Origin of the sequence: Thermus thalpophilus, assembly GCF_022760915.1 — a bacterium.
Taxonomy (GTDB): Bacteria; Deinococcota; Deinococci; order Deinococcales; family Thermaceae; genus Thermus; species Thermus thalpophilus.
Window position 1 is genome coordinate 1 of sequence record NZ_JAKTNS010000021.1, and the last position, 13970, is coordinate 13970.

14 protein-coding genes are annotated in these 13970 nt (G+C 67.4%); 6 read left to right on the top strand and 8 right to left on the bottom strand.

Annotated features, from left to right (window positions below; translation table 11 throughout):
• Window positions 1–134: 134 nt before the first annotated feature.
• Complete coding sequence (locus L0D17_RS08170; RefSeq protein WP_243094750.1) at window positions 135–629, top strand: MogA/MoaB family molybdenum cofactor biosynthesis protein; 495 nt, start codon at window positions 135–137, stop codon at window positions 627–629.
• Window positions 622–1779 carry an aminotransferase class I/II-fold pyridoxal phosphate-dependent enzyme gene (locus L0D17_RS08175; RefSeq protein ID WP_243094751.1) on the top strand — a complete coding sequence of 386 codons (1158 nt, stop codon included), beginning with the start codon at window positions 622–624 and terminating at the stop codon, window positions 1777–1779. Before L0D17_RS08170 ends, L0D17_RS08175 begins: the two co-directional genes overlap by 8 nt.
• On the opposite strand, the gene L0D17_RS08180 is transcribed toward L0D17_RS08175, so the two are convergent.
• The 5 genes from L0D17_RS08180 to aceE are packed head-to-tail and all read right to left on the bottom strand — an operon-like array spanning window position 1745 to window position 8338.
• Window positions 1745–2983: a bifunctional folylpolyglutamate synthase/dihydrofolate synthase gene (locus L0D17_RS08180; RefSeq protein ID WP_243094752.1), complete on the bottom strand. Its 1239-nt coding sequence runs from the start codon at window positions 2981–2983 to the stop codon at window positions 1745–1747. The genes L0D17_RS08175 and L0D17_RS08180 overlap by 35 nt on opposite strands.
• Window positions 2984–3379: a manganese-dependent transcriptional regulator PerR gene (gene perR / locus L0D17_RS08185; RefSeq protein WP_071677055.1), complete on the bottom strand. Its 396-nt coding sequence runs from the start codon at window positions 3377–3379 to the stop codon at window positions 2984–2986.
• Between the two features lie 25 nt (window positions 3380–3404).
• Window positions 3405–4316: a hydroxymethylbilane synthase gene (gene hemC, locus L0D17_RS08190; protein ID WP_071677054.1), complete on the bottom strand. Its 912-nt coding sequence runs from the start codon at window positions 4314–4316 to the stop codon at window positions 3405–3407.
• Window positions 4317–4341: 25 nt separating this feature from the next.
• Window positions 4342–5610, bottom strand: coding sequence for a 2-oxo acid dehydrogenase subunit E2 (locus tag L0D17_RS08195; RefSeq protein WP_243094753.1), 1269 nt, complete (start codon window positions 5608–5610; stop codon window positions 4342–4344).
• Between the two features lie 10 nt (window positions 5611–5620).
• Complete coding sequence (aceE, locus tag L0D17_RS08200) at window positions 5621–8338, bottom strand: pyruvate dehydrogenase (acetyl-transferring), homodimeric type (protein WP_423247951.1); 2718 nt, start codon at window positions 8336–8338, stop codon at window positions 5621–5623.
• 114 nt (window positions 8339–8452) lie between these two features.
• On the opposite strand from aceE, the gene L0D17_RS08205 reads away from it, so the two are divergent.
• Entirely contained in the window at window positions 8453–9310 is an 858-nt protein-coding gene (locus tag L0D17_RS08205) for a LysR family transcriptional regulator (protein ID WP_243094754.1), read from the top strand.
• On the opposite strand, the gene L0D17_RS08210 is transcribed toward L0D17_RS08205, so the two are convergent.
• Both L0D17_RS08210 and L0D17_RS08215 read right to left on the bottom strand, forming a co-directional pair.
• Window positions 9307–9564 (bottom strand): hypothetical protein, encoded by a 258-nt coding sequence (locus L0D17_RS08210; RefSeq protein ID WP_039454969.1) that lies wholly within the window; start codon window positions 9562–9564, stop codon window positions 9307–9309. The genes L0D17_RS08205 and L0D17_RS08210 overlap by 4 nt on opposite strands.
• Window positions 9561–9824, bottom strand: coding sequence for a septum formation initiator family protein (locus L0D17_RS08215; protein ID WP_071677049.1), 264 nt, complete (start codon window positions 9822–9824; stop codon window positions 9561–9563). Before L0D17_RS08215 ends, L0D17_RS08210 begins: the two co-directional genes overlap by 4 nt.
• Before the next feature lie 198 nt (window positions 9825–10022).
• Between L0D17_RS08215 and L0D17_RS08220 the strand changes: the two genes are divergently transcribed.
• Window positions 10023–10466 carry a Fur family transcriptional regulator gene (locus tag L0D17_RS08220; RefSeq protein WP_071677048.1) on the top strand — a complete coding sequence of 148 codons (444 nt, stop codon included), beginning with the start codon at window positions 10023–10025 and terminating at the stop codon, window positions 10464–10466.
• Between the two features lie 41 nt (window positions 10467–10507).
• Here L0D17_RS08220 and L0D17_RS08225 read toward each other — a convergent pair whose 3' ends face one another.
• Window positions 10508–11905, bottom strand: a complete 1398-nt coding sequence (locus tag L0D17_RS08225) for a leucyl aminopeptidase (protein ID WP_071677047.1) — start codon at window positions 11903–11905, stop codon at window positions 10508–10510.
• 41 nt (window positions 11906–11946) lie between these two features.
• On the opposite strand from L0D17_RS08225, the gene L0D17_RS08230 reads away from it, so the two are divergent.
• The gene (locus tag L0D17_RS08230; protein WP_243094755.1) at window positions 11947–12831 is read left to right on the top strand and encodes a DUF1385 domain-containing protein; all 885 of its coding nucleotides are present in this window, start codon (window positions 11947–11949) and stop codon (window positions 12829–12831) included.
• Window positions 12828–13967 carry a tRNA 2-thiouridine(34) synthase MnmA gene (mnmA, locus tag L0D17_RS08235; protein WP_243094756.1) on the top strand — a complete coding sequence of 380 codons (1140 nt, stop codon included), beginning with the start codon at window positions 12828–12830 and terminating at the stop codon, window positions 13965–13967. The genes L0D17_RS08230 and mnmA overlap by 4 nt, the downstream gene beginning before the upstream one ends.
• The last annotated feature ends 3 nt before the right edge of the window (window positions 13968–13970 follow it).

Genomic DNA, 13970 nt, shown 5'->3' on the forward strand with positions numbered 1-13970 from the left:
AAGCGGCTGGCTAGGGCCGCGTAGCTGGCCGTGGAGGACTTTTACGACAGCCTCTTACACAAACCCATCAGAGTAAGGGAAGGTGCGTTAGGTTTGCGTCATAGCCGCCTTTTTCGTGTGGTACCTTGAGGCAAATGTTCCGCGTGGGCATCCTCACGGTTTCCGACAAGGGCTTCCGGGGCGAGCGGGAGGACACTACCCACCTAGCCCTTAGGGAAGCCCTAAAGGGCGGGCCCTACGAGGTGGTAGCCTACGAGGTGGTGCCCGACGAGCCCCCCATGATCAAGAAGGTCCTCCGGCTTTGGGCGGACCGGGAAGGCGTGGACCTTATCCTCACCAACGGGGGCACGGGCCTTTCCCCCCGGGACCGGACCCCTGAGGCCACCCGGGAGGTCCTGGAGCGGGAGGTGCCGGGCCTACCCGAGCTCATGCGCCTAAGGGGCCTGGAGAAGACCCCCATGGCCGCCCTTTCCCGGGGGGTGGCGGGAGTTAGGGGGAAGACCCTCATCCTCAACCTCCCGGGAAGCCCAAGGGGGGCGAGGGAGTCCTTGGAGGCCGTCCTCCCCGTCCTTCCCCACGCCCTAAGCCTCGTCACGGGCAAGGCCTGGAAGGAGGGGCACCATGAGTAGGGTCCCGGAGCCTTCCATTTTCCTGGTGGTGGACGAGGCCAAGCGAAAGGCCCGGGAGAGGGGCTTGAAGCTCATAGACCTCTCCATCGGCTCCACGGACCTCCCACCCCCCGAGGCCCCCCTAAAGGCCCTCCAGGAGGCCCTCTTGGACCCCAGCACCTACGGCTACTGCCTGAAAAGCTGCACCCTGCCCTTTTTGGAGGCCGCCAGCGCCTGGTACCGAGGGCGCTACGGGATCCACCTAGACCCCAGGCGGGAGGCCCTCGCCCTCATCGGAAGCCAAGAGGGCCTCGCCCACCTCCTCCTCGCCCTCACGGAGCCGGGCGACCTCCTCCTCCTCCCCGAGGTGGCCTACCCCAGCTACTTCGGCGCGGCCCAGGTGGCCTCCCTAAAGACCTTCCTCATCCCCCTGCGCCAAGACGGCCTGGCCGATCTCGCCAAGGTGCCGGAGGAAGTCTGGCAAAAGGCCAAGGTCCTCCTCCTCAACTATCCCAACAACCCCACGGGGGCGGTGGCGGGCTGGGCCTACTTTGAGGAGGCCCTGGCCCTGGCGCAAAAGGAGGGCCTTTGGCTCATCCACGACAACCCCTACGTGGACCAGGTCTACGAGGGGGAGGCACCTTCCCCGCTGGCCCTCCCCGGGGCCAAGGAGCGGGTGGTGGAGCTCTTCTCCCTATCCAAGAGCTACAACCTGGCGGGCTTCCGCCTGGGCTTCGCCCTGGGAAGCGAGGAGGCCTTGACAAGGCTGGAGCGGGTGAAGGGGGTGATAGACTTCAACCAGTACGCCGGCATCCTGCGCATGGGGGTGGAGGCCCTCAAGACCCCTAAGGAGGTGACCCAAGGCTTCGCCCAGGTGTACCGGGAGAGGGCCTTGGGGATGGCAAAGGCCCTGGAGGGGGCCCTGGAGCTCCTACCCCCCCGGGCCACCATGTACCTCTGGGGAAGGCTTCCCGAGGGGCTGGACGATTTGGACTTCGCCCTCCGCCTGGTGGAGCGGGGCGTGGCCGTGGCCCCGGGACGGGGCTTCGGCCCTGGGGGGAAGGGCTTTATCCGCATCGCCTTGGTGCGCCCCTTGCCGGAGCTCCTCCGGGCCGCGGAGGGCATCCGGGCCCTCGCTACTGAAGGCGCTCCTCGGGGAGCAAACCGCTGAGGCGCCGCTTCACCTCCCCCACCAGGTAGAGGCTTCCCGCCACCACCACCCTGCTTTCCCAAGCCCAAGCCCGCTCCAAGGCCCTTAGGGGGTCCTCCTCCACCGCCGCCCCGGGGAAGAGGGGAAGAAGGGCCCTAGGATCCTCCGCGCGGGGGGAGGCGTAACGGGTGAGGACCACGGGGCCAAGGCCGCGGAGGGCCTCCGCCATGGGGGCGTGGGCCTTGCCCTTGGTGAAGGCAAGGACGAAGGCGGCGGGCAGGAGGCCGTGGAAGCGGAGGGCCTCCCGCAGGGCCAGGGCGCCTTCCGGGTTGTGGGCCCCGTCCAGGAGGACCTCCTTCCCCCCTAGGCTCAGCCTTTCCAGCCTGCCCGGGTTCTCCGTACGGGCCAGGCCCCTTTCCACAGCGTCCCACCCCGCTCCCAAAAGCCTTCCCCCCACCGCCGCCAGGGCCAGGTTTTCCGCCTGGTAGGGGCCGAGGAGGGGAGCTTGGAAGCGCCGCCCCTCCCCTCTAAGGGCCAGGGTGAAGGCGAGGCCCATAGGGGTGGGGGCCACCTCCCCCACGTGGAAGTCCTCCCCCAGGACCCAAAGGGGGGTGCCGAGGGCCCGGGCCTGGGCCTTGAGCTCCTCCAAGCCTTCCCCCCGGGCGGCGGTGAGGGCGGGGACCCCTTGGCGGAAAATCCCTGCCTTCTCCCGGGCCACGTCCCTCAGGGTGGGCCCCAGGACCTCCAGGTGGTCGTGGCCGATGTTGGTGACGAGGGCAAGGGTGGGCTCGGCGGCGTTGGTGGCGTCCAACCTTCCCCCCAGGCCCACCTCGAGGACCGAAAACCCCACCCCCTCCTGGGCGAAGTAGAGGAGGGCCAAAGCGGTGGTGGCCTCAAAGAAGCTCGCCCCCACCGCCTCGGCGTGGGGGCGGACCTCCTCCAGGAGGGAGAGGAGGCGGGCCTCGGGAATGGGCTCCCCCGTGAGGGCGATGCGCTCCCGGAAGGCCACCAGGTGGGGGCTCGTGTAAAGCCCCACCCTAAAGCCCGCCTCCTCCAGGATGGCGGCGAGGGCCCGGGCGGCGGTGCCCTTCCCGTTCGTCCCCCCCACCAGGGCCACGGGGTAGGCCTCCTGGGGGTTGCCCAAGCGGGCCAGGAGGGCCCGGATGCGCTCCAGGCCCAGGGTCACCACCCCCTGGCGGGCGTAGAGCCAGGCCAAGGGGTCCATCTAGCCCCTGGGGGCCGCCTTGCAAGTGGGGCAGAGCCCCCTAAAGGCCACCTCGGCCGCCCGCACCTCCACCCCGGGGTGGGCCTCCTGGGCCAAGGTCACCAAATCGGGAAGCGCCACCTCCAGGTCCACGATGGCCCCACAGGCCTCGCAGATGAGGTGCAGGTGGGGGTGGAGGTTGGCGTCGTACCGGGTGGCCTCCCCCGCCTTGGTGATGGGCACCAGATACCCCTCCGCCACCAGGGCCTCGAGGGTGCGGTACACCGTGCCCAGGCTCACCTTGGGCACCACCTTGCGCACCTCCTGGTAGATCCAGGCGGCGTCCGGGTGGTGGTGGGCCTTTTGCACCACCTCCAGGATGGCCTTGCGCTGGCGGGTCAGACGCTTCAGCGCCATCAGCCCCACTATACCCCAAACCCCACTAAACCGCTCGGGTTTGGGCGAGGATCTCCCGCCCCCCCTGTTCCAGGACGTCTTGGGCGAGCTCCAGTCCCAGCTCCTCCGCCTCCGAGGCGTCCCCCTCAATCTCCGCCCGGATGAAGCTCTTGCCGTCAGGGGAGAAAAGCCCCCCCTCCAGGACCAAGGTGCCGTCCTCCGCCACTTGGGCCAAGGCCCCCACGGGGGCCAGGCAACCCGCCCCAAGACCTTTGAGGAAAGCCCTTTCCGCCCGCACCCGGTCGTGGGAGGGGTGGTGGTGGAGGGCGTAGCAGAGCTCCTCCGCCAGGTCATCCCCCTGCCGCACCTCCAGGGCCAAGGCCCCCTGGCCCGGGGCAGGGAGCATCACCTCGGGCTCCAGGAACTGGTCAATGCGGTTCCTGAGGTCCAGCCGCAAAAGCCCCGCCGCCGCCAGGACGATGCCGTCGTACTCCCCGTTGCCTAGGGCGGCCAAGCGGGTGTCCACGTTCCCCCTCAGCTCCCTCACCAACAAATCCGGCCGGTGGGCGAGAAGTTGCGCCTTGCGGCGCACGGAGCTCGTGCCCACCACCGCCCCTTGGGGCAGGTCCTCCAGGCGCTTGTAGGCCCTGCCCAGGAAGACGTCCCGGGGGTCCTGCCGCCGGGGAATGGCGGCGATCTTGAGTCCTGGGGGCTCCTCCGTGGGCAGGTCCTTGAGGGAGTGCACGGCGATGTCAATCTCCCGGGAGAGCAGGGCCTCCTGAAGCTCCTTGACGAAGATGGCCTGCTCCCTAGGGTCCGCCCCCTGGTCCCCCCGGGTCTTCACCGTCTTGACCTTAAACTCCGCCTCGGGCCAGCTCTCCTTGAGGCGCTCCACCACCCACCGGGTCTGGGCCAGGGCGAGGGCGCTGCCCCGGGTTCCCACCACGATGACGCGCATACTTTCCCATAGTACACGAGGGCCCTTATTCCAGGGCGAGGCCCAAGGGGTCCTCCAATAGCCCGGCCAGGTGGCGGCAGAAGCGGGCGGCCTCCGCCCCGTCAATGAGGCGGTGGTCGTAGGTAAGGCTAAAGGGCATATAGAGCCGCGGCACGAAGGCCTCCTTCTCCGCATCCCAAACGGGCTTCATCTGGGAGCGGGAAACCCCTAGGATGGCCACCTCGGGCCAGTTGACGATGGGGGTGAAACCCACCCCGCCGATCCCGCCCAGGTTGGAGAGGCTAAAGGTACCCCCTTGCATCTCCTCGGGGGCGAGCTTGCGCTCCCTCGCCCTTTCGGAAACCTCCTGAAGCTCCCGGGCCAGGCGCAAAACCCCCTTCTGGTCCACGTCCCGGATTACCGGGACCAGGAGGCCGTGGGAGGTGTCCACGGCCACGCCGATGTGCACGTAGTCCTTGTAGATGACCTCGGCCTTTTCCGCATCTATGGAGGCGTTGAACTTGGGGAAGGCCTTCAAGGTGAGGGCCAAGGCCTTGAGGAGGAAGGCGGTGAGGGTGAGGCGGAAACCCCTTTCCTCCGCCTTCTTGGCGTAGCGCTTGCGCAAAGCCTCCAACTCGGTGATGTCCGCCTCGTCAAAGTGGGTGACCATGGGCACCTGGGCCCAGGCCTGGGCCATGGCCCTTAGGGTGGCCTTGCGCACCCCGCTCATGGGCTCGGTGCGCACCGGGCCCCACTTGGCGAAATCGGGCAGCTTGGGGGTAGGTGGGGTGGGGAGCACCTCCGCGGGCGCCTCCACAAGCCCCGCCGCCCGGCGCACGTCCTCCTCCGTGATGCGCCCGGCGAGGCCCGTGCCCCGCACCCCCGCGAGGTCCACCCCTAGCTCCCGGGCAAGCCGCCTTATGGAAGGAGCAGCGGGGATGAGACGGCGCTCCTCCGAAGGGAAGGCCTCCTGCAGCCTGGGCACCCCCGGGGAAGGGGCCTCCGGGGCTTGGGGCTTGGGGGAAGCGGAGGGTGCCCCCTCGGGTTCCTTAGCGGGCGGCTCCGCCCCGGCTTGGGCCTCGCCTTCCCCGGCAAGCTCCAAGAAGGGCTGGCCCGGGCGCACCTCGTCCCCCACCTTGACCAAAACCCGCTTCACCACCCCGCCCGCCTCCGCAGGCACCTCCATCACCGCCTTATCGGTCTCCAGCTCCAAGACCGGCTGGCCGGGGGCCACCTGGTCCCCTTCCTTGACCAGGACCCCCACCACCGTGGCCGCGCTCACGTTATCGCCCAACTGGGGAAGCCTAAGTTCCATGCCTCGCCTCCTAGCGCCTGTGGGGCGGCACTTCCTCTAGCTTAAGGCCTAGCTCCGCCCGCGCCTTTTCCAAGACCTCGGCCCCCACCTTGCCCTCCTCCTGGAGGAGGGCAAGGGCGGCGTAGGCGATATGCCTTGCGTCCACCTCAAAGAAGTCCCGGAGGGCCTCCCGGGTGTCCGAGCGGCCGAAACCGTCGGTGCCCAAGGCGCAGAAGGGGCGGCCCACGTGGTCCCGCACCAGGTTGGGCAGGGCCTTGAGGTAGTCCGTGGCCGCCACCACCGGGCCCTCGTGCCCCTCCAACACCGCCCGCACGTGGGGGGTTCGCGCCTTGCCGAGGAGCCTCCTTTCCCGTTCCGCCTCCATGGCGTCGTAGTAAAGGGCCTTGTAGCTGGTGGCGCTCCAAACGTCCGCCACCACGCCGTACTGGGCCAGAAGGTCTTGGGCTTTGATGGCCTCGGGGAGGATGGGCCCCGTGCCCCATAGCTGCACCCTGGGGCCCTTCCCCTCCCCTTTGCGGAAGAGGTAAAGCCCTTTGAGGATGCCTTCCTTCACCTCCTCCCGGGGCTCGGGCATGGGGGGGTGGACGTAGTTCTCGTTCTCTATGGTGATGTAGTAGAAGACGTCCTCCCCTTTCCCGTACATGCGCGTAAGCCCGTCCTCCAGGATCACGGCGAACTCGTAGGCGAAGGCGGGGTCGTAGGCCAGGAGGTTGGGAGCGGCCAGGGCGTAGATATGGCTTTGGCCGTCCTGGTGTTGCAGCCCCTCCCCAAGAAGCGTGGTGCGCCCGGCGGTGGCCCCGAGGAGGAAGCCCCGCGTGCGCTGGTCGGCAGCGGCCCAGACCAGGTCCCCAATCCGTTGCAGGCCGAACATGGAGTAGGTGATGAGGAAGGGGATGGTGGGGATGCCCCAGTGGGCGTAGGCGGTGCCGGCGGCGATGAAGTCGGCCATGGCCCCAGCCTCGGTGATCCCCTCCTCCAGGATCTGGCCCTCCTTGCTCTCCTTGTAGGCGGTGAGGGTACCGGCGTCCACGGGGATGTAGAGCTGCCCCTGAGGGGAGTAGACGCCCACCTGGGCGATTAGAGCCTCCATGCCAAAGGTGCGGGCCTCGTCGGGGACGATGGGCACGATGAGCTTGCCGAGGGTGGGGTGGCGGAGGAGCTTGGCCAGGATGCGCACGAAGGCCATGGTGGTGGAGATCTCCCGTCCCCCAGAGCCCTCGTAGAACTCAAGGAAGAAGTCCTCCCCCGGCACCTCGAGGCCCCCCTGAAAGCGCACCCGCCTTTCGGGGAGGAAGCCGCCTAAGGCCATCCGCCTCTCCTTCAGGTAGCGCACCTCGGGGGAGTCCTCCCCGGGGTGGTAGTAGGGGAGGTCCTTGAGCTTCTCCTCCGGTATGGGGATGCCCAGGAAAGCCCTGGCCTCCTTAAGGTCCTCCTCCGTGAGCTTCTTCACCTGGTGGGCCACGTTCTTGGCCATGGCCGTGGGCCCCATGCCGTAGCCCTTGATGGTGCGGGCCAGGATGACCACGGGGCTTCCCTTGTGCTCCACCGCCATCTTGTAGGCGGCGTAGATCTTCCTGAGGTCGTGGCCCCCACGGCTACGGGTGAGCTCGGTGAGCTCCTCGTCCGTCATCCCCTCAATGAGCCTCTTGAGCTCGGGGGTGTTGAAGAAGCGCTCCCTCAGCTCCTTGCCGCCAAAGGCGGCGTAGCGCTGGCTCTCCCCGTCCACCAAGGCCTCAAAGCGGCGGAGGAGGTGGCCCTCCTTGTCCTTGGCGATGAGGGCATCCCAGGCGGAGCCCCAGACGATCTTGATCACCCGCCAGCCCGCCCCCCGGTAAAGCCTTTCCAGCTCCTGGATGATCTTGGAGTTGCCCCGCACGGGCCCGTCCAGGCGCTGGAGGTTGCAGTTCACCACGAAGATCAGGTTGTCCAGGTTCTCCCGGGCGGCGAGGTGCAAGGCCCCCACGGTCTCGGGCTCGTCGTGCTCCCCATCCCCCAGGAAGGCCCAGACCTTGGCGGAGCTTTTGGGCTTGAGGCCGCGGTCCTCGAGGTAGCGCATGAAGCGGGCCTGGTAGATGGCCTGGATGGGTCCCAGGCCCATGGAAACCGTGGGGAACTCCCAGAAATCCGGCATGAGCCAGGGATGGGGGTAGCTGGAAAGCCCCCGTCCCCCGGGCACCGGGGGGTGGACCTCCCGCCGGAAGTTCTCCAGCTCCGCCTCGCTAAGCCTCCCCTCCAGAAAGGCCCGGGCGTAAATCCCGGGGGAAGCGTGCCCCTGGAAGAAGACCAGGTCCCGGTCCAACCCCGCCTCCGGACCCCGGAAGAAGTGGTTGAAGCCCACCTCAAAAAGCTCGGCGATGGAGGCGTAGGTGGAGATGTGCCCCCCGATGCCGTCCGCCTTCTGGTTGGCCCGCACAACCATCATGGCGGCATTCCAGCGGAGGATGTTGGCGATGCGCCGTTCCAGTTCCATATCCCCCGGGTAAGGGGGCTCCTTCTCCTTGGGGATGGTGTTCAGGTAGGGGGTGGAAAGGCGGTTTTGCGGGAAGTACCCCTGTAGGTAAAGGTACTCGTCCAAAAGGCGCAAAAGCTCCTCCACCCGCTCAAACCCCTCCACCTGGAGGACGTACTCCAAGGACTCCACCCACTCCCGGTTCTCCACCTCCAGGAAGCGGGCCCGCTCCTCCGGGGATAGGGCCATCCAGGCTTCCTTTAGCGCGCGCTCCGTCATGCTTCCCCCCTTTGGCGGCCAACTACACTACACCGACTCATTCCCCAGTCTGGGGCAAAGGGAACCGGATGTCCAATAGAAAGGTTCAGGGCAAGGTGATAAACTTTTCTTATCATGAACCTGCGCCGCCTAAGGCTCTTCCTCTTGTTGGCGGAAGAGGGGAATTTCCACAAGGCGGCGGAGCGGGCCTACCTCTCCCAGCCCGCCCTCTCCCAGCAGATCCAGGCCCTGGAACGGGAACTGGGGGTGCGGCTCCTGGAAAGGAAACCCTTCCGCCTCACCCCGGCGGGGGAGGTGCTCAAGGAGGAAGGAGGCCGCCTCCTCCTCGAGGTGGAGGCGCTCAAGGAAAAGGTGCGCCGGGCGGGCTGGCAGGCCCTCCGCTTCGGGGTACCGGAAAACCTCCTCCCCGACCTCATGCCCCTTCTAGACCACCTACGCCGGGGGCTGGGCCAGGCGGTGGAGGTCCTGGAGATGCACACCCCCGAGCAGGTGAAGGCCCTGAAGGAGGGGCGGCTGGACTACGGCCTGGCCGGGCTCCGGGTGGAGGACCCGGCCATCGGGGAGGAGCCCCTCTTGAAGGTCCCCATCGTGGTCCTCCTCCCGGAAAGCCATCCCCTGGCCGCCAAGGAGCGGGTACCCCTGGCCGCCTTGAAGGAGGAACCCTTCTTGCTCCTTCCCAAAGAGGCCCTTCCCCCCCTGCACGAGGCCTTTATGGCGGTGTTCCGCCGGGCAGGGTTTACCCCCAAGGTGGCCCGGGAGGTGGCCCGTTTTCCCCAGGCGGTGAGCCTGGTGGCCGCCGGGGTAGGGGTCTACCTCACCCTGGCCCCTTACCGCATCTTTCCCCACCCCGGGACGGTGCTCAAACCCTTGGCCGAGGAGGCGTCCCTCCAGGTTTCCCTCATCTACCGCAAAAACCCACCCCCGCCCCGCTTGGAGGAGGTGCGGGAACTCCTAAAAGCCCTGGTCCTTTAGGCCTGGAGGCCGGGGGGTTCGCCTTCCCCCCAGCTCAGCTCCACCAGGCCGATGAGCTCCTCCACGGGTACGCCGTAGTCCCGGGAAAGGCGGGTGATCTCGTGGCCCAGCCGCCTCAGGTGGGCGAGCTGGGCGGGGCTCGCCTCGTGGGCCAACTCCAAAAGCCAAGAGAGGAGGGTTTCCGCCTCCTCGTCGGTGAGGCCGTCGGTCAGGGCCTCGTCCTCCAAAAGCAGGTGGGCTGGGTCTTCCCTCATCGCCTCCTTAGCGTCTCCTCCGGGCGCACCAGGCCGAGCCTGCGGGCTAGGGCCTCGAGGTGGGCGGGGTCCTGGGCCGCCGCCACCTGGGTCCTAAGCTCGGCCACCCGGGCCTCGGCCCGGGCGATGGCCTCCTCTAGCCTAGCCCTTTCCCCCGCCAAGCGGTAGGCCCGCACCCCCTCCTGGCCCAAAAGGAAAAGGGCATGGGCCACCCCCAGGGCGAAGACCAGGTGCAGGATGCGGTAGACGGGCCGCTCCAAGGTGGCCCCATTATACCCCGGCTGGGCGCTTGCGGTTTAGCCAGAACCCTCTCAAAATAAGAAGGAGAAGCTTGGCAAAAGTTCCTCCAGAAGAAGCGCCTTTGGGGCGGAAGTTGTGGATTATACTTGTTTAACATCGCTCAAGTGTTGCATTTGCACACACCCTATGTATACTGGAATTGAAAGGAAGGAGGAGCCATGCCAAGGACCAAGGAAAGGGAAAACTATCGGGCGCGGCTAAAAGCGGTGGGGTTGCGGCACACCTTGCCCCGGGAGCGTATCCTAAGCTTCCTGGACCGGAAGAACGTCCACCCCACCCCGGAGGAGCTCTACCAGGGCCTGAAGAAGCGGGGCTACGATATCGGCCTTTCCACCGTTTACCTGAACCTGCACGTCCTGCGGGAGCACGGCCTCATCTACGAGTTCAAGGATCCCAAGGGCTACACCCGGTACGACGGGTACAACGAGCCCCACCTGCACCTGGTCTGCACCTCCTGCGGCAAGGTGGAGGACCTCCTGCTGAAGAACCTGCCCGAGCTGGACCTCGAGCCCGCCCTCAAAGCGGCCGCCGAGCGCACGGGCTGGGCCCTGGAAGGCTTCCGCCTGGAGTTCCGGGGCAAGTGCCCAAACTGCCAGGGCTAAGGGAGGCGGCTTAAGGGCCCGGGGGATTCCCCGGGCCCCGTTTACCCTTGGGCCAAGGTTTCCGCCAGGCGCAGGACGGTCCGCACCCCGAAGCCCGTCCCCCCTTCCGGCCCCAGGGCGTGGGCCTTCTTGGCAAAAGCGGGCCCGGCGATGTCCAGGTGGACCAGGGGCACCTTCACGAACTCCGCCAGAAAAAGGGCCGCGGTGATGGCCCCGCCGTTTCGGTCCCCCACGTTCTTCAGGTCGGCCACGGGGCTTTTAAGCTTCTCCCGGTAGGCCTTTTCCAAGGGCATGGGCCAGACCTTCTCCCCAGCCTCCTCCGCCGCCTTCCGCACCTTTTCCCCAAAGTCCGCTTCCGTGGCGAAAAGGGCCGCCACCTCCTCCCCCAAGGCCACCACCGCCGCCCCCGTGAGGGTGGAAAGCTCCAGGATGCGCTCGGCCCCTTGCCGCTCCGCATAGGCCAGGGCGTCCGCCAGGGTGAGGCGCCCTTCGGCGTCGGTGTTCATCACCTCCACGGTCTTGCCGGAAAGGGTCTTGAGCACATCCCCCACCCGGTAGGCCCGGCCCGAGATCAGGTTCTCGCAGGCGGCCACATAGCCCCACAGCTCTAAGGGAAGGCCGAGGAGGGCCGCCGCCTTAAAGGCCCCGAGCACCGCCGCCGCCCCCGCCATGTCCGACTTCATGGTGACCATGCTCTCCGTGGGCTTTAGGGAGTAGCCCCCGGAGTCAAAGGTGAGGCCCTTGCCCACCAGGTCCAGCCTCCCCTTGGCCCCTTCCGGGCGGTAGCGGAGGCAAATAAAGCGGGGCGGGTTTTCCGAGCCTTGCGCCACCGCCAGGAAAGCCCCCATGCCCAGCTCCCGGATGGCCTTTTCGTCCAGGACCTCCACCTCCACCCCAAGCGCCCTTAGGGAGAGGGCCGCCTCCGCCAGGGCCTCGGGGGTGAGGAGGTTTGGGGGCTCGTTCACCAGGTCGCGGGCGAAGTAAACCCCTTCCGCCACCTTTCTCGCCCGCGCCAACGCCTCGGGCTCGGCGCCGCAAAGCTCCAAGGCCAAGGGCTTTTCCTCCTTCTCCGTCTTGTGGCGGGTGTAGCGGTAGGCTCCCAAATAGAGCCCTTCCGCCAAGGGATAGGTTTCCGCCACCTCCTCCACAAGTACCCGGGGGAAGGATAGCCGCCCGAGGACCTGGGCAAGCCGGCCCCCAGCCGCCCTCAGGTCCTCCCCCAGGGCGAAGAGGAGGACATGCCCTTCCGGCGTGGCGAGGAGGAGATGGTCCCCCGCCTCCTTAAGCCCCGCCCCCTTCCAGGACCGGCGCAGAAGCCCGCCCAAACGGGCGTCCAGGGCCTCCCCTTGGGGCAAAAGGGCTCCTTTGTGCACGAAGGCCACCTTCAAGGGTGCTTCCGCTTCCAGAAAGCTTGCCTGGCTAGCGCTTAGGGTGATCACGCCTAGGGTTATACCACGCCGCCCGTGGCAGAATGGGAAGGATGCGCTTCTTGCTCTTGGCCAAACCGGCGGCCCTGGGGGGGGCTGCGGCCCTCGAGGGCGTGATGATGAAGGCCCCCTGGGCCTGGGCCCTGGCGGTCCGGCTCCCGAACGGCCAAATCCACGTGGAGCGCCACGAGGAGCCTGCCCTCACCGAGCGCTACCCTTTAGCCCGCCTCCCCCTCCTCCGCGGGGTGGTGGCCCTCTTGGACGCCCTTTCCGTGAGCTACCGGGCCCTGGCCCGGAGCGCTGAACTCGTAGGGGGCGAGGAGGAGGTGCCCAAAGGGGCCCTGTGGGGCACGGTGGCGGTGAGCCTCCTCCTTGGGGTGGCCCTCTTCATCGTCCTACCGGGGTTTTTGGCCGGGCTCCTTCTGGATCCCGCCCGCTTTCCCCTCCTCTACAACCTCCTGGCGGGCCTCATCAAGGTGGGCATCCTGGTGGGCTACCTCCTTTTCATCGGGCGCATGCCCGAGATCCGGCGGTTTTTCATGTACCACGGAGCGGAACACAAGGCCATCCACGCCTTTGAGAAGGGGCTTCCCCTGACCGTGGAGAACGTCATGGCCCAGCCCCGCTTCCACCCCCGGTGCGGCACCACCTTCATCGCTTTCGTGATCGTGGTCTCCATCCTGGTCTACAGCCTGATCCCTGCCCCCGAGGTGCTCTGGTGGCGGCTACTGGCCCGGGTCCTCTTCCTGCCGGTGGTGGCGGCCTTGGCCTTTGAGCTCCTCTACTTCTCCGCCCGCCATGAGGATCCCCTTTCCCGCCTCCTACGGGAACTGGGATTCCGCTTCCAGGCCCTCACCGTGGCCGAGCCCACCCCGGAGATGGTGGAGGTGGCCATAAGGAGCACGGAAGCCGCCTTGGGCGAGCGAGTGGTGGCATGAGGAAGACGGTCCTGGTGGCCATGTCGGGAGGGGTGGACTCCTCGGTTTCCGCCTACCTCCTGAAGGAGGCGGGGTACGAGGTGGTGGGGGCCATGATGCGCTTCTGGCCCGAGGAGCCGCCCAAGCCTTCCCTGGAACTCCCGGCAGGGCGGGCCTGGGAAAGCTGCTGCACCCCCGAGGCCGCCTACGAGGCCCGAAGGGTGGCGGAAACCTTGGGCATCCCCTTCTACCTGCTGGATTACCGGGAGACCTTTGAGGAGGCCATCATAAAGCCTTTCCTCCAGGATTACGCCCGGGGCCGCACCCCCAACCCCTGCACCCGCTGCAACACCTTTGTGAAGTTCGGGGCCCTCCTCAAGCAGGCGAAGCGCCTGGGCTTGGATTACGTGGCCACCGGCCACTATGTGCGCCGGGAAGGGGAGGCCCTCCTGAGGGGCGTGGACCCCCGGAAGGACCAAAGCTACTTCCTCTGGGGCACCTCCAAGGAGGCCCTTCCCCACCTCCTCTTTCCCGTGGGGGGGATGACCAAGGCCGAGGTGCGGGCCCTGGCGGAAAAGGCCGGGCTCCCCACCGCCAGGAAGCCGGAAAGCCAAAACCTCTGCTTCGTAGCCGGGGACCTAAGGTCCTTCCTTAAGGAAAGGCTTAAGCCCCGCCCTGGACCCCTGGTGGACGCCCTTACCGGGGAGGTGGTGGGGGAGCACCAAGGAGCAAGCCTCTACACCATCGGCCAGCGCAAGGGCCTTGGGCTTTACAAGCCCCACCTGGAGCGGTACGTGGTGGGGCTAGACCCCGTGGCCAACGTGGTCTACGTGGGACCCAAGGAGGCCGCCCTATGGCAGGGCCTAGAGGGAGAAGGGGCTAACCTCCTCACCGAGCTCCCCGAGGAGGTGGAGGTGCAGGTGCGCTACCGCACCCTCCCGGTGAAGGCCCGGGTGGAGTCCCTAAACCCCTTGCGCCTCCGCTTCGCCAGTCCGGTCTTCGCCGTGACCCCGGGGCAAAGCGCCGCCTTCTACCGGGGGGAGAGGCTTCTTGGGGGTGCGGTGATCCGGAGGGGGCTTTACAACCTGGCGGGCCTCGCTCAACCGGAAGGTTATCTCGAGGCCGAACGGACGATGGGGCACCTGACCTTTTCCTGACAA

Coding starts and splice junctions, on each gene's coding strand:
- L0D17_RS08170 (WP_243094750.1), top strand. CDS start 135: ATGTTCCGCGTGGGCATCCTCACGGTTTCCGACAAGGGCTTCCGGGGC.
- L0D17_RS08175 (WP_243094751.1), top strand. CDS start 622: ATGAGTAGGGTCCCGGAGCCTTCCATTTTCCTGGTGGTGGACGAGGCC.
- L0D17_RS08180 (WP_243094752.1), bottom strand. CDS start 2,983: ATGGACCCCTTGGCCTGGCTCTACGCCCGCCAGGGGGTGGTGACCCTG.
- perR (WP_071677055.1), bottom strand. CDS start 3,379: ATGGCGCTGAAGCGTCTGACCCGCCAGCGCAAGGCCATCCTGGAGGTG.
- hemC (WP_071677054.1), bottom strand. CDS start 4,316: ATGCGCGTCATCGTGGTGGGAACCCGGGGCAGCGCCCTCGCCCTGGCC.
- L0D17_RS08195 (WP_243094753.1), bottom strand. CDS start 5,610: ATGGAACTTAGGCTTCCCCAGTTGGGCGATAACGTGAGCGCGGCCACG.
- aceE (WP_423247951.1), bottom strand. CDS start 8,338: ATGACGGAGCGCGCGCTAAAGGAAGCCTGGATGGCCCTATCCCCGGAG.
- L0D17_RS08205 (WP_243094754.1), top strand. CDS start 8,453: ATGAACCTGCGCCGCCTAAGGCTCTTCCTCTTGTTGGCGGAAGAGGGG.
- L0D17_RS08210 (WP_039454969.1), bottom strand. CDS start 9,564: ATGAGGGAAGACCCAGCCCACCTGCTTTTGGAGGACGAGGCCCTGACC.
- L0D17_RS08220 (WP_071677048.1), top strand. CDS start 10,023: ATGCCAAGGACCAAGGAAAGGGAAAACTATCGGGCGCGGCTAAAAGCG.
- L0D17_RS08230 (WP_243094755.1), top strand. CDS start 11,947: ATGCGCTTCTTGCTCTTGGCCAAACCGGCGGCCCTGGGGGGGGCTGCG.
- mnmA (WP_243094756.1), top strand. CDS start 12,828: ATGAGGAAGACGGTCCTGGTGGCCATGTCGGGAGGGGTGGACTCCTCG.